This is a genomic window from Silvimonas soli, from assembly GCF_030035605.1.
Classification (GTDB): domain Bacteria; phylum Pseudomonadota; class Gammaproteobacteria; order Burkholderiales; family Chitinibacteraceae; genus Silvimonas; species Silvimonas soli.
Genome location: NZ_CP106736.1, coordinates 492,325 through 515,102, shown reverse-complemented (window position 1 = coordinate 515,102; position 22,778 = coordinate 492,325). Strand labels below are relative to the sequence as shown.

The window sequence follows — 22,778 nt, the reverse complement described above, 5'->3', positions numbered from 1 at the left end:
TAATGATCGCAAGACACCCGAAAGACCGTTGCGGCGGATCAGTTGGATCAGTCAGTCCGTACCGCACAGACTGCAGATTTCGCTGGCCATGCGTGTGTTCACGGCAAAATGCGCCTGCAGCCAGGCCAGGATGGCGAGCGCCGAGCGTGGTGTGCGCGCATAGCCTTGCATCAAATCGGGCAGGGCCGTGGCGGTTTGGGTAAAGCGCTGTTCAAAGCGCCGTTCGTTCGCGTAGATGTCAGTAAACACGCTGGCTTGGGCCGTTTCAAGATGAGCCGCCAGTTCCATTACGCGATTGACCGCATCAACCTGCACAAAGCGAAAGCCAGAGAGCTTTTCGCCGCGCTTGTAACGCGCCATGCCCACATACAAATTGCCCAAGGTTTCATCGACCAGCCAGTCGGTGTTGCGGTTTTCCCGCTTTGGGGTGAAAGAGGGCAGGCAAATACTGTCGGGCACATCCGGTTTTTTCCAGATCATGCGGCCCGGCGCGTAGGCGATATTGGGTAGTTCGTCTATTTCGAAAACGGCAAATTCACAAAAAATGCCGTCTTCAAACAAGACCTTGTGCCCGTCTATCGTATTGCGAAAATGCCATGCCAGCGGCCGGATATTGCCAAGCCAATCCAGGTTATCGATAAACCGTTGCTTGAAACCGGGTGCGGCAATGGCAAAAAAATCCAGATCGGACCATTCGTCGACGCGCGCTACCTCCACGCCAACGGAACCCAGTCCAAACAGTGCCAGTGCCTGGCCGCTGTGTGCCAGTGAATGGCCGATTTCATCCAGCCGGGTAAGCAGTGCCTGTTTGGTATTCATGACGAGTCTCTGGACGTTTAGTGAAAAGAAGCGGTGGCAAAACGCCAGTCTAGATAAGCTTTAAACGCCTTTCAAACCGGTTTGAATAACTGTTGCGAGAAGGTTGAGCTGCGATCTGGCCACTGCACGTACTCATGCCATGGCCTATGCTATTTCTACTGATGGCAACGATCGGCACAGCCGGTAAAATGCGCGCATCATCATGTAGACAATCAGTCCGGAGCACGCCATGCAACTCACCGTCGTTGACCACCCGTTGGTGCAACACAAACTTGCCCTTCTGCGTGCGGAGGACACCAGTACCAATAAATTCCGGCTGCTAACTGAAGAACTGGCGCGTTTGCTGGCGTACGAAGCCACGCGCGATCTGCAACTGGAGCCTAAAACCATTCAGGGTTGGTGTGGCCCGATTGCCGTGCAACAGATCAAGGGCAAGAAGCTGACCGTGGTGCCGATTCTGCGTGCGGGTATCGGCATGCTCAATGGCGTGCTGGATCTGGTGCCGTCGGCCAAGATCAGCGTGGTTGGTCTGGCGCGTAATGAAGAAACGCTACAGCCCGAACCGTATTTCGAGAAGTTCGTTGGCGACTTGCATGATCGTCTGGCACTGATCATTGACCCGATGCTGGCGACAGGTGGCTCGCTGGTGGCAACCATTGAGATGCTCAAGCGCAAAGGCTGTAAAGAGATCAAGGCGATTGTGATGGTCGCCGCGCCGGAAGGTGTCAAGCTGGTGAACGAATCTCATCCAGACGTGCAGATTTATGCTGCAGCGCTCGATAGCCACCTGAACGAGCACGGATATATCATCCCCGGGTTGGGCGATGCCGGTGACAAGATTTTCGGTACTGTGCACAAGTCGTAAGCCATGCAAAAGCAGTAATTAAAAACAACGCCGGGGGATTCCCGGCATTGTTTTGTCCGGCTCCAGGCCACAAGCCTGAGTCACCACGCAAAACCCTAAAAATCATAAATCAGGAAGGGGATACCATGTTTTCAACCGTAAAACAGTTCATATCGGGCGCGCAGATTCTGTTCGTCGCCTTCGGCGCGCTCGTGCTGGTGCCGTTACTCACCGGACTTAACCCGGCCATGGCGCTGCTTGGCGCTGGCGTGGGCACGCTGATGTTCCAGTTGCTTACCGGGCGGCAAGTGCCGATTTTTCTGGGTTCATCGTTCGCATTTATCGGCCCGATCATTTTTGCCATGCAAACCTGGGGTCAGGCCGCCACTCAATTCGGTCTGTTCTTTGCCGGGTTTATGTACTTTGTGGTTGCCGCCATCATCAAGTGGCGCGGCATGTCGTTGATTAACCGCCTGTTGCCGCCGGTGGTGATCGGCCCGGTGATCATGGTGATCGGTTTGTCGGTCGCCGTTGCTGCATCCGGCATGGCCATGGGGCAGGGTGGTGGCAAGCAACTGGTGGAATACGGCCCATCGATGTTGCTGGCAGCGATTTCTCTGGCAACGACCATTATCGTGGCTGTGTTTGCCGGTGGCCTGTTGCGGCTGGTGCCGATTTTGTCGGGCGTGATCGTGGGTTATGTCGTCGCCGCGTTTATGGGGATCGTGAATTTCGGCGGTATTGCAGCGGCACCGTGGTTTGCCATGCCGCACTTTGTTTCGCCAGAAGTGAACTGGGCGGCGGCTCTGTTTATGTTGCCAGTAGCGATTGCTCCGGCCATTGAGCATATCGGCGCGGTCATGGCGGTTGGCAAGGTCACGGGTAACGACTACACCACCAAACCTGGTTTGCATCGCACCCTGACCGGCGACGGCCTGGGCGTGTGCTTTGCCGGTCTGATCGGTGGCCCTCCGATCACCACGTATTCCGAAGTCACCGGCGCGCTGATGATTACGCGCAACTTCAACCCGGTGATCATGACCTACGCCGCTGTGTTGGCCGTAATCCTGGCGTTCTTTGGCAAGTTCAACGCCATCCTGCAATCGATTCCGCTGCCAGTGATGGGCGGGATCATGGTGCTATTGTTCGGCACTATCGCCAGCATTGGCCTGAAAACGCTGATCGACGCCAAGGTAGACCTGATGGCCCCGCGCAATCTGGTGATCGTCGCGGTTATCCTGACTTGCGGTATTGGTGGCCTGACATTGAAGCTGGGTGGTTTGAATCTGGCTGGCGTGGGCTTGGTCAGTATCCTGGCGATTGTGCTTAACCTGATCCTGCCGCAAGACAAGCAGCGCGACGGCATTGTGGAAGGGCAGGATATCTAATTGCCTGATGGGGTGATTCGTCTCGTTTTGAAAGATAAACGCGGCAATCTCCCAAGTATGTGTCTGAAAAACAAAACCCGGATCGCTCGCCTGAGCATCCGGGTTTTTGTTTTCAGGCTCGCATGCCTGTTCAAATCGCCGCGCCAAACCGCAATTTGCCGGACAGGATTTGAACTTCATCAAGTATCTGCGTGTATCTCTGACCTTTTAAGGTTGTAAATGAGAACAGTTATCATTAATATGACGTCCTGATAATAATGCTGATCCCGCCGCATGAGCATTGCGCGCGGCGATCCAACCGCAGGCTCGACCTTTGATGATTACTATTTTTGCCATTTTGTTAACCGTTGCCGGGGCCGCCGGGACGTACCTGGCCGCGCCTAACCAGTCTTTGCTGGCGCAGTCTGCTGGCTGGGTTGGGCGTCGGATCGGCGCAGTATTGCTGCTGGCCGCCACCGTACTGTGGGTATGGCAACTGGGCGTCGGGGCCGGGGTGTTTGCGGCACTGGTGACCGCTGTACTGAGCTGGATCGCCTTGCCTGCGCTGGCGTTGCTGGTACCGCGTAAAGCCGCAGCAGGTGCCCGCTAATGTGGTGGCGTTTCTCTGCAGGCGCGGTGCTGGGTTTGCCGCTTTCGATTGCCATTATCGGATTGCTGACCCGCCTGGTGCCGGGTGGCTGGTCGCACCTGATTGTGCCAGCGCTGCTGCTGTTTGCACCGTTGTGGATTGGCATCATGGCTGGTAGCACCTTGTTTCGTTCCACCGCCAAAGCGTGGAGTTTGCTGCTGGCGCTCAATCTGTTGGTTTATCTGTTGCTGTGGGGGACGCGTCATGCGCTTGCCTGAAATGCCGTCGCCATCTTCCGCTACGTTACGTCTCTTTCAAAGCCTGCACACCTGGACCGGCTTGCTGGCTGGCTTTGCCTTGTTTGTGGCGTTTTATGCCGGTGCCATTACGGTGTTCCAGGACGACATTGCTATCTGGCAGAACCCAGCCAACCGTAGCCACCATGTCGAAACACCAGCCGAAGGGCAGTTGCTGATCGATCGCGTGATTGCAGCGCACCCCGATGCCAAAGCTCGTTTGAGTCTGCAACTGCCTACGGAAACCGGTTCACGTTATGTGGCGTGGTGGTTCGATACCGCCAAAAAAGACTGGCAAAGCGCCACGTTGGCTCATATGGATGGCACTGCCAAGCCTGAGTCCGACCTGACCAGCTTTATCAATGCAGTGCATTACTCGCTGGGTATTCCGGTTGGCGGGATTTATTTCATGGGCGTGGTCAGCGTGTTGTACTGCCTGGCGCTGGTGTCGGGTCTGCTGATTCATTTGCCACGGTTGAGCAAAGATTTGCTGGCCTTGCGTGCAGGCAAGAATCTGAAACGATTGTGGCAAGACGCGCACAACCTGATTGGTGTATTCAGCCTGCCGTTTCATATCATTTTTGCCACTACCGCAGCGGTGTTCTGCCTGTACGGCTTGCTGCTGACCGGGTTTGATACGTTGGCTTATGGCGGCAAATTGATGGGCAAGATCAATGGCGCACTGGACGTGACCACTGAGACACCTGCAGCCAACAAATCCGCCGTCATGTTGCCCTTGCCCGAGTTGCTGGAGCGTGCGCGCCAACAAGCGCCGGATTTTGAAGCCAGCGCGCTGACGCTGCTCAATTATGGCGACGCCAATGCCGAAGCGGCTGTGCGCGGTAACTCCGAACGCTCGCTGGCGCCGTACGGCAACATCGGCGTGCATCTAGCGGACGGGCATATTCTGGACACCCAGATTGCCGGTGAACGAGACATCAACCACGCCACCATGAGCGGCGCATACAGCCTGCACTTTGGCAGCTTTGGTCATTACGCGGTGAAGTGGCTGTACTTCGTGCTGGGGCTGATGGGCGCGTTTTTGTTTTATTCCGGCAATTTGCTGTGGGTGGAATCGCGCCGCAAATCGCGCCAGGAACAGCAGGGGCGGGCGCCATATCACATGGCGCAGGCCACGATAGGCGTATGCATCGGTACTTGCGTAGCGATATCGGGTGCGTTTGTGGCGGCGCAACTGGGCGCGGCACTGAATCTGGATGTCCCGCTGTTAGAACGCGAAGTTTGCTACGGCCTATTCTTCTGCGCGCTGCTCTTTGCTTTTACCCGCCCACCCATCGTCGCCGCCGTGCATCTGCTGCGCGCTGCTGCGTTGATGACCTTCTGCATTCCGCTGGCCAATGGCCTGCTAACGGGTGATTACCTGCTGATCACCCCATGGCGTGGCGATTGGCAAATCTTTGGTGTCGATGCCATTGCGCTGCTCATGGGCGGAGGTTTTCTCTGGTTGGCGCGTCTGACCCGGCGCCGTCAGCAAGCAGGCCAAGCCAACAGCGTCTGGGCCATGACTTCTGCGCCGCCGCGCCGCGTTCCAGCCATCAATACCGCATAAATCCAGCAGTACCTCCAGTTTTACCAAATCCATATCAAAACAGGCCCGACCGCCTCAGGTCAGGGCAGACCTTACCTTTCAATCAGGGAACCTTCATGCCTCGCCATACACTTCGTTTGCGTCCGCTGGCTTTTGCAATTGCGGCTTTGTGCGCTGTTCCGCATGCTTTCGCCGAAGATGCCGCCGTATTGTCCAATGTGGATGTCACCGCAACCGCGCAACCGCAATCTACCCTGGAAAGCTATCGGGTGCAGTCCACCAGCAATGGCGCGCTGGGTGATCAAGCTATCCGCGACACGCCGTTTTCAGTCACGGCAGTGAGTGCGGCGCAAATCCAGAATCAGCAATCTTCGCAAATCTCTGAAGCGTTCAAAAACGACGCCAGCGTGACCAGCATTGGCAACAGCTATGCGGGCGAAAACAGCGCCATCAGCGTGCGCGGCATGCAGATCGATACGTTGAATGGCATCAAGATTGATGGCCTGGGCGCACCGGCGTGGGGTAGTGACCTGCCGCTGGAAGTGTTCGACCAAGTGCAATTGCTCAAGGGCCTGTCTGGCTTTATGTATGGCTTTGGCGCGCCGGGCGGCATTCTCAATTACGTACTCAAGCGGCCGACCAACGCGCCGTACGCCAGCGTCACTGCCGGTTTTGAGAGCGATGGCGTATTCAAGGCTGCGGCTGATCTGGGCGGGCGCTTTGGTAATGACAACCGCTTTGGTTATCGCCTGAATGCCGTGCAGGAGCAGGGCGATACGGCGGTGGACGAGGGCTATGTCAAACGCACTACCGCTTCGATTGCAGCAGACATGCGCATCACGCCGGATGTGGTGTGGTCGGTGGATGCGCTGTACAACAAACGTCGCGTCGATGGCGCGTATTACGGTGCCATCCTGGCGCAGGATTACGGCCTGACCGTGGCTGAACCGGTGAAGATTCCGTCCGCGCTGGATGGCAGCCAGCGCCTGGCATCCCCGTTCACTTATTACGAAACCAGCTACAAAGTCGCCGGTACCGATCTGACTTGGGCGATTAATCCGCAATGGGACGCCCGGCTGTCGTATCGCTACGCCAAACAGGATCGGCTAAACCGCGATAGTGCCATTTTCCTGACCGATAACAGCGGCGGCTATTCCGAGCTGCAGTGGGGCGGCTATTCGGTTTACGACTATCAGACTGCGCAAGCATTGCTCAACGGCCATCTGCAGACTGGTTCCATCAAGCATGAACTGGTGTTTGGCGTGTCTTGGCAAGATCAGAAAGAAGACTATCCGGACAATTTTGCTTCGACTGAACTTGGCAGCGGCAACATCTACAACATGACGGTGTTTCCCAACCCCAACACCAATTACGACAATGGAACTTATCTGAGTTCCAAAACGACGCAGAAAGCCGTCTTTGCCAGTGACACGGTGAAGTTCAACGACCAGTGGTCTACCATTCTGGGCCTGCGTTACAACGATTATTCCCAGACCGGCTACGACATGGCCGGTGCGGTGACGGCCAAATATGACCGCTCGCCAGTCACGCCCACGATTGCGTTGATCTACAAGCCGGTTGAGCCTGTCTCTGTTTACGGCAGCTATGTGGAATCGCTGGAACAGGGCGGCACCGCACCGGCGTATGCCAGCAACCCCAACGCCATCATGCCGCCACTCAAAAGCAAGCAGTACGAAGTGGGCGTGAAGGCGGAATACCAGACTTGGGGTGCGTCTGCCGCTTTGTTCCGGGTGAATCGCGGTCTTGAATATGTGAATTCCAATGCCACGTTCGTGCAAAACGGCGAAACCCGCTATCAAGGGCTGGAACTGAACGGCTCTACCATACTTGCCAAAAACTGGACGCTGACCGGCAGCACCATGTGGCTGGATGCCAGCAATGTGAATGCGTCGGCTGATATCAATGGCAAACGGGCTTATGGCGCACCACGCTTCCAGGCTAGTGCCGGCGTTGAATATGCGGTGCCGCAAATCGACCGCCTGGCACTAACTGCGGGCGCGCAGTATGTGGGTGACCGTGCGCTGGAAGCGGACAACAGCAACATTGCGCCGTCATATACCTTGTTTGATCTGGGCGCGCGCTATGTGACGCACTGGAATACCCAGAAAGTGACGCTGCGTTTGAATCTGGACAACGTGACCAACGAGAAATACTGGCTGACTAGCTGGGGCTTTATCCTGAACCAGGGGACACCTCGGATGCTGAAGGCTTCGGCGCAACTGGAATTCTAATAACCGGGTTGGAGTAGTAGCAATGGGCTGCTACTGATCGATGAGCATGAGTTGGACAAGGGCTTCTTGTCTCTTATAAGAAGCCCTTGTTGTTTACAGCAGGGCGTATCCGGCCAATATCACGCGCGCCGCTTTGAAAATACCGGGGCCAGGCCGGAAACGCGCTACTTTCCCTCAATACCCCACCGTAAACCGCTCCCGCACATGCTGCGGTTTTTCAAGTTCATCTACCAGGGCAATCGCATAGTCTTCCATCGAGATATGACTTTTGCCGTTGGCATCCTTGAGCAATTGCTGTGAGCCCAGCCGGAATTGCCCAGTGCGCTCGCCGGGGCCGAATTCGGCGGAAGGGGAGATGAACGTCCATTCCACGCTGGATTCGCGGCGCAGATCGTCCAGGAAGCGCTTGCCAGCAGTGGCTTCCGGTTTGTATTCGGCGGGGAAATGCGGGCTATCGAGCACCAGTTGGCCGGGAGCACCTTCAAGGCTGGCGGCGCCGCCAACCACGACCAAACGTTTCACCCCGGCGGCTTTGACTGCTTGCAGCAATGGCGCTGCGGTCAAGGTCTGAAAGCGCGCTGCGCTGACCACCGCATCGTAGCCGCGCAAGGCAGCTGCAATGCTTTCTGGCTGCGTCGCATCGCCCTGTTTGACGTCTACTCCGGTCGGTACGTCGGCCTTGCCCGGCGTGCGCACAATGCCGGTCACCTCGTGCCCGCGGCTTAAAGCTTCGGTGGCGATGCGCGAACCCGCACGGCCGGTAATTCCGATGATGGCGATTTTCATGATGACGCTTCCTTGATGAGAACAGTTGGCAATGGCTTGGTCGCTGGATCAGTCGCCGGGGTCGCGTAGACCAGATAGCCCATCACCGCAGCCACAATCGCCCGGCGGATTTCGGCCTGGCTGAACTGCGGGGGAGGATCGAGCACGGCGCTGTGAACCATGGTTTCAATGATCTTCATACAGGTCCAGACAGCCAGTTCCAGGTTTTCTGCCCGAATGGCCGCCCGATGGTGTTTAAGCAAATTCAGTACCTGCGCCGCGATGGTCACGTAGCCCTCGTGATGCGCCTGGTCGTGACATTGCATATCGCCGTTTTCCAGCGCGCGATGCATTTCCGGTTCCAGCAAATGCGCTTCATGCACCGCTTCTACTATCCGTTCTACGGCGGTTTGCAGATCAACCGAATACACCTCAGCGATCGCATTGGAGATCAGCGCGACCATTTCATTGGAATGGCGATCATGCAGGGCGGTGATCAATGCGTCTTTGTTCGGAAAATACTGGTAAATCGAGCCCACGCTGACACCCGCGCATTCGGCGACCAGATTGGTGTTGGTGCCAGCGTAACCACGCTCGGTTAAAACGCGAGCCGTGGCCTGCAAAATGGTCTCGACCATGACTTGCGAACGGGCCTGACGTGGCGATTTTCTTGGGCTGGGGAGGTCTGCCATGTTCATTCCAGGATGCGAGTAGGAAACGCGAGTAATTACTCATAGAATGCGCTCATTATACGAGTAAATGCTCGTATTTTTATACAGAGTTGTTTGTTCCGACTGGTGGCAGTGTTTTTCCTGGTTTTTCTTTGATGGAAGCTTGCGTCGATACAGTCGTTAGATATATCTTAAGACTTATATCGTAAGATATAAAAAGGTGCAAAGACACCGCTATGCCAATAACAGCCACAAAGGAAAAATCATGAGACTTACCAACGACAGTCGCCCCGGGCAAACCCGGTCGTGGCAAGGCGGGGCAGTACCAGTCATTTCAGCGGAGATGCAGCATGGGTGTGATTGAAAGCTTCAAGGCCTTGATCAAAGGCGAAACCATTCAACGCGCCACCGTGTTGCGTGCCACCACGCTGGAGGGCGTGATCCGGCATGTGGTGCTCAGTGCGGACGGCATCTCGCAGATGACCGGGTATGAACCTGGTATGGAGATCGCGGTATTTGTCGATGGCCCAGCCATGCAAGTCCGGCGCAAGTACTCGGTGTACCGTTTTGACCGCGAGCGCGGCGAAATCGAGTTATTGATTCATTTGCACGGCCGTGGCCCGGGTAGCTCGTGGGCCCATTTGCTGGAACGTGGTGACAACGTGTGGTTTCGCGGATTCTCCGGGCGGATTACGGTTGATCAAACTGCCGCAGCTCACTGGTTCTTTGGTGATGCCACAACCCTCGCGCCATTTGCCGCTATTGCAGCAGCAACCAATGGCCGATGTGAAGGGGTGATTGACGGCGATGACCGGATTGGCCGCGTGATAGACGCGTTGCAGTTGCCGTTTGTGCTGCTGGATAAACTGCATGGCAAATCCCGCCAGTCTGGCATCGCCCGGACGCTGGATTTACCGGCGCCCACCACTATTTACCTGGCCGGTGCTGCGGGCACAGTGCGGGACGTGCATACCGTATTACTGGAAGAGCGCGGTTTTGATGCGGCGTGGGTGCGCAAAAAGAATTTCTGGGGCGAACGGCGCAACTGATCGCTCACCGGTAATTGAATCGGGCCATTGTTTGCACAATGGCCCGATTTTCATGTGGACAGGGATTCAAGACGCCTCACATCTGCCTCAATGCCAGGCGCTGCCCACCTGGATATACCAGGCATTCTGTTCCTGGCTATGAGCGATATCGATCCCCACGCCCATACCCAGTTTGCGGGCAATCAGATAACGAAAGCCAACACCCACACCCACCGGCGTCGAAGCATCGCTCCATGTATGCCAGGTGCCCCAGGCTTTGCCAGCGCCGACAAACCCAAGCGCCGCCCAACGCGGGGTCACGTTCCAGCGCAGTTCGGTTTCCAGCATGACGGCGTTTTTGTCTTGATAGCGGCCTTTCTGCACGCCGCGCTGATCCACAAAAGGTTGCGCATAAAACGGCACGTCGCCGCTGGTGGCTTGCACATCCGCGCGCAACCCGAGTACCCACTCTTTACCAAACGGTAACCAGTTGAATACGCGTGCGTTGTAGGTATCAAAGTCCTGGCTACTGGCTAGCCAGCTGCGGGCGTACTGCGCTTCGATCTCTGCATAGGTCCCTTGGCTGGGCCAGAAAATGTTGTCACGGGTGTCATAGTCGATGACCAGCCCGCCCTTGCCGATGGTGAGGTCTTTTTCCAGTCCGCCCAATTCGGTGGCGACTTGCCCGGTAAAGGTGGTTTTCGCGTCTAGATAGGTGTAGCGAGGGCCGATATACCAACGCGTATCGGGGATTTTGAACAGTACTTGCTGCACCAGGAAATTGCCGTCGAGCTGATACGCGCGAGGCTCATTCAGCAAGCCAAAGTAGTCGGTTTTGAGATTTACTTTAGCGACGGCACCCAAGTACCGGATGCTGTCGTCATCCCATGAATGGAAATGGAACGCGCCCATGCCCCACGTGCCATTTTCAGTGGCAATACCGCCAAAGCCGGTGATATTGGGTGGTTGCAGCGTGCCAGTTTCTTTGGCTTTGGCTTGGGATTCAGCCATGGATTGATCAAAAAACAGCAGTGCTACGCCGCCGCCGTAGCCAACCGCCGGTTCCGTAATGATGCTGGGAACGGGGAGAAATCCCTTTTGATTCAAAAGATAGTCGCTCATGTCGAGCGCGCCGTCTTCAGGATCGGTGAGATTGGGCCAGGCCCGAGCATTGCCAGCGGCTAATAAAATGCAAACGCCGGCAAGCAGCCGGCGTACTGATAACTTTGTGTACATGGGCTTGAGCCTCTAGGAGCGGTCAAACCCAGTTTAGTTGGCGAATTGTCACTTTGCAGTAATCAGGTGGAACTTGCGCAAAGTGCTCCGGGTGAGGGTTTATTCGGTGATGCCGGGGTTTTCGATTTCGAGCGTCGCGGCTTCCAGGATGGCGGCAATGCGGCGTTGTTCGGCTTCGCTGGCACCGATTTTGGAGCGCAAAGCGGCTTTCAGGGCAAAACGCGCATTATTTAGTGCTGTAATAAAGCGGCTACCGTCCTCTTCCACGCTCATGCCAAAGCGGCCCGCATGGCGATCCAGCTTTTCGCCAAAGACTTCGCGGATGCGGTCCATTTTGTCGCCGATAAAGGTCAGCTTGCTCAGGATGGCATTCACGCGTGGGCGGTTTTCTGCCAGCGAGGCGCGACCTTCAGCGGTGATCTCGTACAGCTTCTTGTTGCCTTCCTGCGTCACGCTGGCCTGGCCAACTTCTTCCAGGTAGGTGAGCGCGGGGTAAACCATGCCGGGGCTGGGCGCGTAAAAGCCGTTGGTACGTTCTTCCAGCGCTTTGATGACTTCGTAACCATGGCGCGGTTTTTCTTCCAGCAAAGCCAGGATGATCAGTTGCAGGTCGGCGGAAGACAACTTGCGGCCCGAGCGAAAATCGCGCCCGCCGCCACCAGCCTCGTCGTCAAAACCGCCGCCGAAGCCACCGTGACCGTGGCCACGGCCGTGACGGCCAATCATGTGGCGCATATGGTCATGCCACTCATGGTGCATGTGATGATGTTCGCGCAGCTTGCGAATGAATTGTTTCATGGGGTTATTCCTTTGTAGATGGTGCTTTGGTTTATCTCCGGCCTCGTTGGGCCGGTTTGGTTTTGCTTTTATATCTTACGATATGTGTCTTAAGATATATTTTGCCAGAAGCGAAGTCAAGCGCTTGGGCGATAAGCGGCGAGGGATATCCCGTGCTCGCAGGTCTCATCCGCGCAATTTTGTTCAATCCGGCACACCCCGTTTTGGCCAGACTGCCTGCTTTCGAGTTTTATCTGGACAAGGTGGTACGCATGTTCTGGCACGAATTCCTGCTGATTGCCGGCACTCATTTTCTCGCGCTGTTAAGCCCCGGCCCGGACTTCTTGCTGGTGCTGCGCAGTGCGTTGACCCAGTCACGGCGACATACGCTAGGGGTGTGTCTGGGCATCGCGCTGGCCAACGGGATTTATATCTTGTGCGCGCTGGCCGGGTTCTCGCTGCTGCGTCATAACGCGGTGTTGTTGCAGGCGCTCAAATGGGCCGGGTGCGCGTGGCTGATATGGATTGCCTGGCAGTTTGTGCGTGGCGGGTTGGCACGCAAGGCGCTACCCGACACTGCGCCAACAGCTAGCACCACCGGCGGTTTGGTTTCTGGTTTGCTGAGCGGTTTGGGTTCGGGCGGATTCAATCCCAAAAACGCGTTGTTTTATCTGGGCCTGTTTACGCTGGCGGTGAGTCCGCAAACGCCGCTGATAATTCAGACCGGGTATGGGCTGTGGATGGTGAGTGCGGTGTTTCTGTGGGATTGGCTACTGGCCATGTTGCTACGCCATCGGCACATAGGCGGGGCACTCACGCGTCATCTGTCACAGATCGAGATTGGTGCTGGCATGGTACTGCTGGGGCTGGCGGTGGGTATGGCGCTGGGTGGCTCAGCGTGAGCGGTCGATCAGCCGATATTGCCCCGGTGTTGCCGCAACATGGCGTTTGAAGACGCGCTGCAAATGCGCCTGATCGGCAAACCCGACCTGCGCGGCTACGTCGGCCAGTGATTGCTGGTTGCGTACCAGTTGCCGCGCCTGATTGATTTGTTGATCAACCAGCCAGGCGTGCGGTGTCATGCCCAGTTCGCTGCGGAACAATCGCACCAGATGCCAAGGGCTGGCCCCGGCGACCTTTGCCAGTTGCGCCAGTGTGATGCGTTGCCCGCGCTGCCCCGCCAGGAACTGCAGCGCTTTGCTGATGCGCGGATCGGACTGCCGTACAGCTTGCTGTGGCAACAACTCGCTGGCACGCAGGTAGATGTGTGTGAGGCACGCCTGCAGCGCGGCCACCCGCCGGGCTGGGTCAAGCGCGGGCGCGGCAGCCAGCAGTTCGGTTAATGTCTCGATTTGCGCGACCAGATCAGTATCGTGAATCACGCCATGTCCTTGCGTGAGCAGCGTTGCCGGTTGGCCCAAGCGTTGCCACAGCGCGGTGAGCCACGCCGCATCAATGTGAAACATGCGATAGCTCCAGCGCTTGCCCGGTTCGGGGTTACAGGCATGAACCTCGTCCGGACCTACCATCACCACTGAACCTGGCCGCAATGGCACCGTCTGGTCGCGATGCGTAAACAGACTGCTCCCGGCATCGACGATCCCGATCGAGAAAGTGGGATGCGTGTGTGCCTGGTAACAGGCCCGGCCATTGTGGCTGCGGCGACCTTCCACAAAATACCAATCAGGGTTGGCCCAAAAGGTGGTTTGTTCCAGTTCATTGATTTTCATGGATATTCTGCGAATTTTGCGTGATCAGGTGTGAACTCATTTCTAGCATATTTACCTGGCCGCTGGTGAACTTATGGTCCATGCACTAAAACCAACGCAGGAGGAGGCAGCAGAATGACACAAGCAGACGCCTCCCCGCGGCACTGATCTGCGCTTTGGCCATGATCGGTTCCGGTCCAATTGAAGACCTCAAAAGGGGCTCGGTATGTTCAAGAATATGCTTCAGGCCATAGCGGCGTTATGCGCCGGCGTGATGCTGGCGCTGGCGCCCACGGCGTTTGCCGCAGCGACGCCGACCACTAACGCGCCATGGCCTCATCACTACACCGTGGATGGCACGGCAATCACCTTTTACCAGCCGCAGCTCGATAGCTGGTCTGGCAATACCCTCAAAGGGCGGCTGGCTATCTCGGTTAAAAAGGGCACGGCCACCGGTAAAGACGGCAAACAGCAAGATTTGCTGGCCTACGGCGTAGGCTGGTTTTCGGCCCGCACCGATACCAACAAGGTGGCGCGGACGGTGCTGCTGGATAACGTGGTGATCGACAAGGTGAGCTTCCCCACCGACTCGACCAACCAGAATAAATATCTGACGCTGGCGCGCAAGGCCATGCCGAACAAGCCGCTCACCGTGAGCCTGGATCAACTTGAGGCGACTCTGGCGATCAATCATGCCGACGCTGACCAAGCCAGTGTGACCGTGAACAACACACCGCCACAGATCATTTTCTCGTTTGAACCGGCCTTGCTGGTGCTGGTTGATGGCTCGCCATCGGTGAAGCCAACCAGCGCCAAGGGCATCAATCGCGTTATCAATACCCGTTCTTTGCTGCTGATGGAGGACGGCACCTGGTATCTGCGTTTTGCCGGTAAATGGATGAAAGCACCGGCATTGACGGGACCGTGGACCGCTGCGCCCAAGGTTTCGTCCGGGCTGGAACAAGCGTTGCAAGAGGCAGTTAACGCCAAAACGGTGGACGTCATGGATAAACCCACCGAGGCCATGAAAAAGACACTGGCTGCGGGCAAGTACCCGGCGATCTACACCGCTACCGGCCCGGCTGAATTGGTGATGGTCGATGGCGAGCCGCAGTTTGCACAGATTGCCGGCACATCTCTGGCCTATGTTGCAAACACGGCTGGCGACGTGTTTGTGGATTCCGCTACCGACAATACCTGGTACGTATTGCTGTCTGGCCGCTGGTTCAGCGCCAACTCCACCAAAGGTCCATGGACTTATGTTGCTGGTGAAAAGCTGCCGGCCGACTTTGCCAAGATCCCTTCAGACAGCGCCAAGAGCGCAGTGCTGGCTTCGATCCCTGGCACGCCGGAGGCACGTGAATCGCTGATCGCCAATTCGATCCCGCAAACCGCCAGCGTCAATCTGGCTCAGGCCAAGCTCAACGTGAGCTACGATGGAGGTCAACCGCAGTTCAAGGCCATTGATGGCACCGCGCTCAATTACGCGTGGAACACCGCCGTGCCGGTCATTCAGGTCAGCCCGACACAGTATTACGCGGTGCAAAACGGCGTGTGGTTCATGGCGCCGGCGCCTACTGGCCCTTGGTCGGTGGCATTGACCGTGCCTGCCGTGATCTACACGATCCCCGCTAACTCGCCCGTGCATTACGTGACTTATGTCTATGTTTACGGGCACACATCGGACGTGGTTTACGTGGGCTACACGCCTGGTTACTACGGTACCGTGGTCAACAGCGGCGTGGTGGTCTACGGCACGGGTTACACCTGCAGCGCGTGGGTGGGCAATGTCTGGTACGGCTGCCCGGCTACCTATGGCTACAACGTCGCCTTTGGTTATGACGCCTTTGTGGGCTGGAGCTTTGGCTTTGTGGCTGGATGGGCTTGGGCTTCGGCCTGGTATGGCCCGTACTGGGGCCCGTGGTATGGCTGGTACGGCCCGTCGCCATGGTACTGGGGGCCGTCGGTGGCGGTGGGTAACGTCTATGGCCGCTGGGGCAATACCGTGGCGCAAGGCACGCGCGCTGCATGGTCCAATCCGTGGACTGGCAACTATGGCACCGCTGTACGCGGCAGCTTCTACAACGAGGCCACCGGCGGGCACGGTTATGGTTATGCCGGGCGTAACACCAATGCTTATACCGGTGTGACCAGCGCAGCGGCAGGTGGTGTGCGCTACAACCCGGAAACCGGTCGTGCGGTAGCCGGGCATGGTGCTGCGGCCTACAACCCGAATACCGGGAATGGCATTGCCGGTGGTCAGAGAACTACCGTCAATACCAACACCGGTCGGGTAACCCACAGCACTTCAGGCGCCACTACTTCGGATCATGGTGCGACTGCCGCTGGCTCATTCAACAGCAAAGGGGCCGCAGGTGATGTGAATGGCGCAGGTTATGTGCATTACAACAAAGACACCGGCGACGTGACGCATGGTGGCGTGGTGAATGCGGGTGGCAATGTCTATGCCGGGAAAGACGGCAATGTATATCGTTACGACAAGGGCCAGGGCTGGCAGGAAGTGCAGCCGAACGGCCAGTTCAAGAACGTGAAGCCGCCAGCAGACGCCGGTGTGAACACAGACCAACTGGCGCGTGATCGCGGCAACGAGCGCACGGCAGAACGCACGCCGCAGGCCGCAGGTAGCAATGCGGGTCAGGCGCGGCAGTCGCTGGGGCAGAATGGCGGCGGAGAAATGCACCAGAATGCCGGTGAGCGCATGGGTGGCCAGGGCGTGCAGCGACCAGACAACTTCCATGGTTTTGACCGCAGCAGCTATGGCGGCGGCTTCCAGGGGCGCATGGGTGGCGGACGGCGCTTCCGCTAATCACCCTGTCTCACAAGCAGTAGCAAATCACTAACCGAAAGGCCTGCAGGCAACTGCAGGCCTTTTTAAATCCGGCTTATCTGCCGGGTTATCTGTAGGGCCCGCTTGGGCGTAGCCAGCCCCCGTGGCATAGTGCTTGTTCTGCTGGTCGTCATACCTCGTCCTGAACCCACTGTTTGAGTCTGCCTCCTATGCTTTATATCCATACCCCGCCTGGTGACGCGAACTGGGCCAATCTGTTTCGACAAGCGCTGCCGCACATGCCGGTCGCGGCTTATCCAGAGACTGTCGACGATGCGGCGGTGGAATGGTTGGCCACGTGGCGACCGCCGCAAGGCTTATTTGCGCGCTTTCCCAATCTGCGTGCAGTGTTTGCCTTGGGCGCCGGCGTAGATCGCTTTTTGCAGCGCGATGATTTACCTGCCCATGTGCCAGTCATCCGCCTTACCGATGCCGGGATGGCACAGCAGATGATCGAATACGCGCTGTTTGGCGTACTGCGTTTTCAACGCAATATGGATGGCTACGTTCGCCAGCAACAAGCGGGTGTGTGGCAGCCATTACCGCAACGTGCCGCAGCCGAGGTACGTGTCAGCGTGCTGGGTCTGGGCGAACTGGGTGTACGCATTTGCCAGGCGTTGCTGGCGTTGGGTTACCCGGTCAGTGGCTGGAGTCGTAATGCCAAAACCGTCAACGGCGTGGATTGCCTGCACGGCCCAGCGGGGCTAGAGCAGCTATTGGCCCGCACTGATGTGTTGGTCTGCCTGTTGCCCGCCACGCCAGAAACGCGTGGCTTGCTGGATGAACAGCGCCTGACACTGTTACCCACCGGTGCTGCGATCATCAATGCCGGGCGCGGTGATTTGATCGATTTGAATGCCTTGCGGGCGCTGCTCGATAGCGGCCATCTGCAGGGTGCGCAACTGGATGTCTTTCCCGAAGAACCACTGCCGGTGGATCACCCACTGTGGCGACATCCGCAGGTGTTTATCACCCCGCACGTTGCAGCCAACACCTTGCCGGGGCCATCGGTGCAGCAGATTGCAGACAAGCTGCGGGCACTGCAGCGCGGTGAAACGGTGGCCGGTGTGGTGGATCGGCAACGGGCTTATTAAGTGATGAAGTGCAAAGCGTAATGGCAGGGCGGTAATTTGTTGTGGCTGACATAGTTAATCTAATTACAATGGTAATCAAATTATTGAATTGAAATTACCAGTCCTGTCCATTTCCCGCTTTGCCCCGTTTGGAGTTACGCATGAAACCTGTCGTCATCCTCGCGTCCCCGGTGCCCGCAGATCTGCTGCAGCAACTGGCTGATACCTTCGATTTACGCCGGTTTGATGCCAAGGGCGCCAAGGCCGACTTGCCCACATGGCACGCCGCGCTCACCCAGGCCGAAGGCATGATTGGGGCAGGCATGCGCATTGATGCCGAACTACTGGCACTGGCGCCCAAATTGCGAGTGGTATCGACTATCTCGGCGGGTTACGACACCATCAAGGTGGCGGACCTCACGCAACGGCGAGTGGCGTTGTTCAACACTTCCGCCGCACTAGCCGCGACCACTGCAGATACCGCGCTGGCGCTGATGTTGGCGGTGGCGCGGCGAGTGGTGGAACTGGATGGCTGGGTGCGCGCTGGCGGCTGGCAAGCCAATCTGGCAGAGACATATTTTGGCGTGGATGTACACAGCAAAACGCTGGGCATTATCGGCATGGGTGGGATCGGTAGCGAAGTAGCGCGACGTGGCGCGCTGGGGTTTGGCATGAAGGTGCTGTACACCAAGCGCACTCCTAACCTGGCTGCAGAACAAGCTTATGGCGCCCGCCACGTTGAGCTGGATGAACTACTGACGCAGTCGGATTTTGTGGTGGTGACGGTGCCGCTGACAGCGCAAACCCGCAATCTGCTGGGCGCACCACAACTGGCTCTCATGAAGAAGGACGCCATTCTGATTAATATCGCGCGCGGTGGCATTGTGGATGAACACGCACTGGCCGCTGCGCTCATGGCAGGTCAGTTGCGTGGTGCCGGGCTGGATGTGTTTGCGGCTGAACCCACGCCGGTGGATGGCCCTTTGCTGAAGCTGCCCAATGTGGTGGCATTGCCGCATCTTGGGTCAGCCACGCTCGAGACCCGCAAAGCCATGGCGGTGAGCGCGGTCAGTAATCTGGTCAATGCGTTGGCGGGCAAGCCGGATTTAACCAATCTGGTCAATCCAGCTGCATTTTGAGAACGGGCAGGGTTGCGCCAGTCTTAGCCGCGCTCGCGCACGCTGAATGAACTGGCATAGCCATCGGGGTTGATGCCGGTCCAGTGATAGCCATCCATCAATACGCTGCTGCGGTATTCATCAACTGGCACGTTCACGCCGATGGCTTCAGCGGCTTCGCGGTAAAGCGCCGTCTGGTTGACCGCCTTGACGACCGTAATGGTGGTGCTGGCAAGTTCACGCGTCATACCCCAGCGCCGGAATTGCGACAGGAACCACAGGCCATCCGACAACCATGGGAAATTGACCTCGCCATCGGCAAAGAAGCGGATAGGCCTTGGCGGCTGACGGAGCGGCGCGCTGCCGTAATTACCCAATAGACGCGCGGTGATCAGATCCGCCGATTGCCCGATGATGGTGGCATCCGCCATCCAGCGTGCGGCTTCTTCGCGATGCGCTGAATCGTCCAGCCAGCGGCAGGCATCCAGCAATGTTTTGATCAAGGCGCGGGCGCTGCCGGGGTAGCGAGTGACAAAGTCCTGGCGGCAAGTCAGGGCTTTTTCCGGGTGATCGGGCCAAATTTCGCCACTGGTCACCACCGTCACACCGTTATGGGCGTTGGAGGCCAGCGTGCTCCACGGCTCACCGGCGCAATAGCCATCCAGTTCCCCTCTGGCCAGCGATTCCGCCATTTGTGACGGTGGGATGGTGACGCTGCGTAAATCGTTCAGCGGATGGATGCCCTGTGCCGCCAGCCAGTAATACAGCCATAACGCGTGGGTGCCGGTCGGAAAAGTATGCGCAAACACCCGGCGGCGTGGCGTGTCTGCCAGCTTCATGCGCAAGGAACCACCAGATGTCACCGCTTCAGCCAGCGAATTGGACAGCGTAATCGCCTGACCATTCTGGTTCAGGGTCATCAGCACCGCCATGTCGGCTTGCTGGCCACCCAAGCCCAGATGAATGCCATAAGCCATACCGTGCAGCATCTGCGCGGCATCCAGCTCGCCACTCAGCAATTTGTCACGCAATGCCGACCAGGATGGCTGGCGGCATAGTTCCAGTGTAATGCCGTAACGAGCCCCCAGATTTCTGACCTGCGCGACGACCAGCGGCGCGCATTCGGCTTGGGCGACGTAGCCGAGCTTCAGATGCGTTTTTTCCGGGATGTCTTGGTCTGACCCGGCCCGATAGGGCGCGAGGGAGTTGGCGGGCATGGTGGTATCAGGTACAGCGCCGAATGGTCTGGCAGGTAGTTAAGATTGCGCTGGCAATGGTTTATATCGACCAACCAATGCCAGCCACAATCGGAAAATTGAAAAGATGCCTGGGTTATAGACCGTTGGCGTGTAACAGCAAAGCGCGATCCGCAGTGATGCGGGCGGTTTCGGTTCGCCGTTGTTGCACGCTGGCGGCTTGGGTCAAACGGGCTACCAGCAAGGCCAGCACGGGCGCCACGCTGGCAGGCGTTGCTTCATGCGAGGCGTAAACCGAAACGCCCAGCTCTCGCGTGGCTTGTTGCAAACGCAAATCGGCAAGCTGATCGCCCATATGCAATCCACGCGGCGCATTGCGGTTCATCACCGCCAGTTGCTCCAGCGTATCGCGCAATGGCGATTCAGCGTCGACCAGCACCAGGTCGGGTGATTGGCCTTCAATGAGTCGGACCAGCCCCGGCGCTGTAGTGGCATCCGGGAGCAGGGCATAGCCACGGCGGGTGAGTGCTTGCCGCACGTCGCCCAGGGCTTTTTCGGTATCGGTAACCAGAAGTATGCGCAGCATGGCTTGGCTTCTTTAGTAACGATGGGTAATCAGGCTAATGCAAGAAGCATGCCGGTGATGTGGCATTGCAACATAGAAGGCAGTGCTTTGATAAGTAAGGAGATTTGCTGATAGTAGAAACCCAGCCCAGTTTTGATTGCGCCATGTTGGTGCAGGGCTGAGTAGTTTTGGCGCATCGGATCAATGATGCGAATTTGCGCAAAGCGTAAGGCAGCTCAAAGCAAGAGCCGCTGAACGGCCTGGCGCTAACGGATGTCTGTTTGAGACGGTAGCGATCCCACAACTAGGGTGTTCGACCCGGCTTGGGTTCGGTATCAACAAACCATCAATAAATCAGTTCAGCAATAACTTTTCGTTCAAAGCGACCAGTTCTTGTCGCGGCTGGCGTTGCTGGCGAGAAGTGCTGACATCGTTTTGGGTTGTGGTCGGGACAACCTGCTGTGCTGCGGCAAGATGCGGGTCGGCAACCATGTCTTTGCAGCCGTAAAGCGCTGCAAGCGTGAGCACCGCGCCGATGGCAAACAGCGGGTAATACAAAGGGGAACGGCGAGCGCGAATTGGCGGAAGGCGAAATTTGCTGAACATCGATAAACCTGTTTATGCAGTACCGCAGTGAACAAGATCCGGAAAAACGGCGCGCCAGGCATTTGTATGCGCGTGGCTCGCAGTGGGTAATGGCTCCGGACAGGCCCGCAGTTTAGGCTGTAAGCATTACGATCAAGTGACATATCAGCTCAAGCTGGCACGGCATGGGGGTGACCACATTATGATTTCTGTCAGGCAGTCCAACTGGCCGCAGCGCATTACAGTGGCGTACTACGCATCGGCAAACCACGATCTGCTATCTTTGTGGGTCTACCTTCATCTCCATTTCCCGGAAATTTATCCGATGTCTGGCACCCTCGATTTTTCGGCCGTTACGGCCAACGACCTGGAAAACCTTGCCGATATCCGTGTGGCTGCCATGCGTGAAAGCCTGGAACGAGTGGGGCGATTTGACGAGAACCGGGCGCGCCAGCGCATGCGTGATCAGTTCAACGCGACTGCCACTCAAAGCATTAATCTGAACGGTGAGCGCGTCGGTTTTTACTGCATGACGCACGAGGCCGACGGCCTTCATCTGCATAATTTTTATCTATTACCCAGCGTGAGCGGACAAGGGTTGGGCTCGCGAGTGTTGCGGCATCTTATGGATGTGGCAGACGCCCAAAACCAACCCATGCACCTGGCTGCCCTGCGTGATAGCGACGCCAACCGTTTTTACGTCCGCCATGGCTTTGTCCTGGCGCGCGAAGAAGAATGGGATCTTTATTACACCCGGCCGGCCCTGACCGTGAAGACCGCCGCCCCGTTGTGATCCAAACCTGCCCAGCCTGCAACTACCCAGCAACCAGACGGAACGAAACATCATGACCACCGAATCGCTCACGCTTTATACCGATGCCCAGTTCCTGAGCCCGTATGCCATGACCGCATTTGTGGCCCTGCAAGAAAAACGGCTGCCATTTTCCGTGCAGGGCATTGACTTGGGTAAAGGCGCGCACTACGCCCCGCAATATCGCAGCCAATCCATTACCGCACGGGTACCGACTTTGGTGGCGGGGGATTTTCATTTGTCTGAATCGTCCGCCATTGTGGAATTTCTGGAAGATACTTATCCAGCGCCAGATTACGCCAATGTACTACCCACCAACCGCTACGAGCGCGCCCGGGCGCGGCAGGTGCAGGCTTGGTTGCGCAGCGATTTGCTGGCGCTGCGCATCGAACGCCCGACCGAGGTGGTATTCATCGCTCCCGAATCTACGCCGCTATCATTTGAAGGCACGGAAGCCGCCGAGAAACTGATTGATGTGGCCGAGCGTTTGATCGCCAATGGCAGCACCAGCCTGTTTGACCAATGGTGCATTGCCGATACCGATCTGGCACTGATGCTCAACCGGCTTGTCAAAAATGGCGATGAAATCCCGGAAAAGCTGCGCCGCTACGTCAGTGCCCAGTGGCAACGGCCGTCGGTGCAAAAGTGGCTGGCCTTGCGCGGGGTTTGATTCGGCAATG

Annotated in this window: 22 protein-coding genes; 13 read left to right on the top strand and 9 right to left on the bottom strand. The window is 57.4% G+C overall.

Annotation, left to right across the window (positions count from 1 at the left end; translation table 11 throughout):
* Positions 1-51: 51 nt before the first annotated feature.
* Positions 52-819, bottom strand: coding sequence for a hypothetical protein (locus N7220_RS02310; protein WP_283149864.1), 768 nt, complete (start codon positions 817-819; stop codon positions 52-54).
* A 229-nt stretch (positions 820-1,048) separates the two neighbouring features.
* On the opposite strand from N7220_RS02310, the gene upp reads away from it, so the two are divergent.
* The 6 genes from upp to N7220_RS02280 all read left to right on the top strand — a co-directional run bounded on the left by upp (position 1,049) and on the right by N7220_RS02280 (position 7,716).
* A complete protein-coding gene (gene upp, locus N7220_RS02305) occupies positions 1,049-1,684 on the top strand; it encodes a uracil phosphoribosyltransferase (RefSeq protein ID WP_283149863.1) in 636 nt (211 codons plus the stop codon).
* 125 nt (positions 1,685-1,809) lie between these two features.
* Complete coding sequence (locus N7220_RS02300) at positions 1,810-3,051, top strand: uracil-xanthine permease family protein (protein ID WP_283149862.1); 1,242 nt, start codon at positions 1,810-1,812, stop codon at positions 3,049-3,051.
* Between the two features lie 316 nt (positions 3,052-3,367).
* Positions 3,368-3,640 (top strand): hypothetical protein, encoded by a 273-nt coding sequence (locus N7220_RS02295; protein ID WP_283149861.1) that lies wholly within the window; start codon positions 3,368-3,370, stop codon positions 3,638-3,640.
* Complete coding sequence (locus tag N7220_RS02290) at positions 3,640-3,897, top strand: hypothetical protein (protein ID WP_283149860.1); 258 nt, start codon at positions 3,640-3,642, stop codon at positions 3,895-3,897. Before N7220_RS02295 ends, N7220_RS02290 begins: the two co-directional genes overlap by 1 nt.
* Positions 3,884-5,485: a PepSY-associated TM helix domain-containing protein gene (locus N7220_RS02285; protein ID WP_283149859.1), complete on the top strand. Its 1,602-nt coding sequence runs from the start codon at positions 3,884-3,886 to the stop codon at positions 5,483-5,485. Before N7220_RS02290 ends, N7220_RS02285 begins: the two co-directional genes overlap by 14 nt.
* A gap of 95 nt (positions 5,486-5,580) precedes the next feature.
* A complete protein-coding gene (locus N7220_RS02280; protein WP_283149858.1) occupies positions 5,581-7,716 on the top strand; it encodes a TonB-dependent siderophore receptor in 2,136 nt (711 codons plus the stop codon).
* A 174-nt stretch (positions 7,717-7,890) separates the two neighbouring features.
* On the opposite strand, the gene N7220_RS02275 is transcribed toward N7220_RS02280, so the two are convergent.
* Both N7220_RS02275 and N7220_RS02270 read right to left on the bottom strand, forming a co-directional pair.
* Positions 7,891-8,502: an NAD(P)-dependent oxidoreductase gene (locus tag N7220_RS02275; protein ID WP_283149857.1), complete on the bottom strand. Its 612-nt coding sequence runs from the start codon at positions 8,500-8,502 to the stop codon at positions 7,891-7,893.
* Complete coding sequence (locus N7220_RS02270; RefSeq protein ID WP_283149856.1) at positions 8,499-9,173, bottom strand: TetR/AcrR family transcriptional regulator; 675 nt, start codon at positions 9,171-9,173, stop codon at positions 8,499-8,501. The genes N7220_RS02275 and N7220_RS02270 overlap by 4 nt, the downstream gene beginning before the upstream one ends.
* 329 nt (positions 9,174-9,502) lie before the next feature.
* On the opposite strand from N7220_RS02270, the gene N7220_RS02265 reads away from it, so the two are divergent.
* On the top strand, positions 9,503-10,201 hold the full coding sequence (locus N7220_RS02265) for a siderophore-interacting protein (RefSeq protein WP_283149855.1): 699 nt from the start codon (positions 9,503-9,505) through the stop codon (positions 10,199-10,201).
* Positions 10,202-10,288: 87 nt separating this feature from the next.
* On the opposite strand, the gene N7220_RS02260 is transcribed toward N7220_RS02265, so the two are convergent.
* Both N7220_RS02260 and N7220_RS02255 read right to left on the bottom strand, forming a co-directional pair.
* Positions 10,289-11,302, bottom strand: coding sequence for a BamA/TamA family outer membrane protein (locus N7220_RS02260; protein WP_283149854.1), 1,014 nt, complete (start codon positions 11,300-11,302; stop codon positions 10,289-10,291).
* Positions 11,303-11,515: 213 nt separating this feature from the next.
* Complete coding sequence (locus N7220_RS02255) at positions 11,516-12,214, bottom strand: PadR family transcriptional regulator (RefSeq protein ID WP_283149853.1); 699 nt, start codon at positions 12,212-12,214, stop codon at positions 11,516-11,518.
* 152 nt (positions 12,215-12,366) lie between these two features.
* Between N7220_RS02255 and N7220_RS02250 the strand changes: the two genes are divergently transcribed.
* The gene (locus tag N7220_RS02250) at positions 12,367-13,095 is read left to right on the top strand and encodes a LysE family translocator (RefSeq protein ID WP_283149852.1); all 729 of its coding nucleotides are present in this window, start codon (positions 12,367-12,369) and stop codon (positions 13,093-13,095) included.
* On the opposite strand, the gene N7220_RS02245 is transcribed toward N7220_RS02250, so the two are convergent.
* Positions 13,087-13,923 (bottom strand): AraC family transcriptional regulator, encoded by an 837-nt coding sequence (locus N7220_RS02245; protein ID WP_283149851.1) that lies wholly within the window; start codon positions 13,921-13,923, stop codon positions 13,087-13,089. The genes N7220_RS02250 and N7220_RS02245 overlap by 9 nt on opposite strands.
* Positions 13,924-14,128: 205 nt before the next feature.
* On the opposite strand from N7220_RS02245, the gene N7220_RS02240 reads away from it, so the two are divergent.
* The 3 genes from N7220_RS02240 to N7220_RS02230 all read left to right on the top strand — a co-directional run bounded on the left by N7220_RS02240 (position 14,129) and on the right by N7220_RS02230 (position 18,962).
* Complete coding sequence (locus N7220_RS02240; RefSeq protein WP_283149850.1) at positions 14,129-16,729, top strand: hypothetical protein; 2,601 nt, start codon at positions 14,129-14,131, stop codon at positions 16,727-16,729.
* Positions 16,730-16,920: 191 nt separating this feature from the next.
* On the top strand, positions 16,921-17,844 hold the full coding sequence (locus tag N7220_RS02235; protein ID WP_283149849.1) for a 2-hydroxyacid dehydrogenase: 924 nt from the start codon (positions 16,921-16,923) through the stop codon (positions 17,842-17,844).
* A 140-nt stretch (positions 17,845-17,984) separates the two neighbouring features.
* Positions 17,985-18,962, top strand: coding sequence for an NAD(P)-dependent oxidoreductase (locus tag N7220_RS02230; protein WP_283149848.1), 978 nt, complete (start codon positions 17,985-17,987; stop codon positions 18,960-18,962).
* 23 nt (positions 18,963-18,985) lie between these two features.
* On the opposite strand, the gene N7220_RS02225 is transcribed toward N7220_RS02230, so the two are convergent.
* The 3 genes from N7220_RS02225 to N7220_RS02215 all read right to left on the bottom strand — a co-directional run bounded on the left by N7220_RS02225 (position 18,986) and on the right by N7220_RS02215 (position 21,308).
* On the bottom strand, positions 18,986-20,158 hold the full coding sequence (locus tag N7220_RS02225) for a CmpA/NrtA family ABC transporter substrate-binding protein (protein WP_283149847.1): 1,173 nt from the start codon (positions 20,156-20,158) through the stop codon (positions 18,986-18,988).
* Positions 20,159-20,273: 115 nt separating this feature from the next.
* The gene (locus tag N7220_RS02220) at positions 20,274-20,723 is read right to left on the bottom strand and encodes an ANTAR domain-containing response regulator (RefSeq protein WP_283149846.1); all 450 of its coding nucleotides are present in this window, start codon (positions 20,721-20,723) and stop codon (positions 20,274-20,276) included.
* A 333-nt stretch (positions 20,724-21,056) separates the two neighbouring features.
* Entirely contained in the window at positions 21,057-21,308 is a 252-nt protein-coding gene (locus tag N7220_RS02215; RefSeq protein ID WP_283149845.1) for a hypothetical protein, read from the bottom strand.
* A gap of 136 nt (positions 21,309-21,444) precedes the next feature.
* On the opposite strand from N7220_RS02215, the gene N7220_RS02210 reads away from it, so the two are divergent.
* Both N7220_RS02210 and yfcF read left to right on the top strand, forming a co-directional pair.
* Complete coding sequence (locus N7220_RS02210) at positions 21,445-22,080, top strand: GNAT family N-acetyltransferase (RefSeq protein WP_283149844.1); 636 nt, start codon at positions 21,445-21,447, stop codon at positions 22,078-22,080.
* Positions 22,081-22,132: 52 nt separating this feature from the next.
* On the top strand, positions 22,133-22,768 hold the full coding sequence (gene yfcF, locus N7220_RS02205) for a glutathione transferase (RefSeq protein WP_283149843.1): 636 nt from the start codon (positions 22,133-22,135) through the stop codon (positions 22,766-22,768).
* The last annotated feature ends 10 nt before the right edge of the window (positions 22,769-22,778 follow it).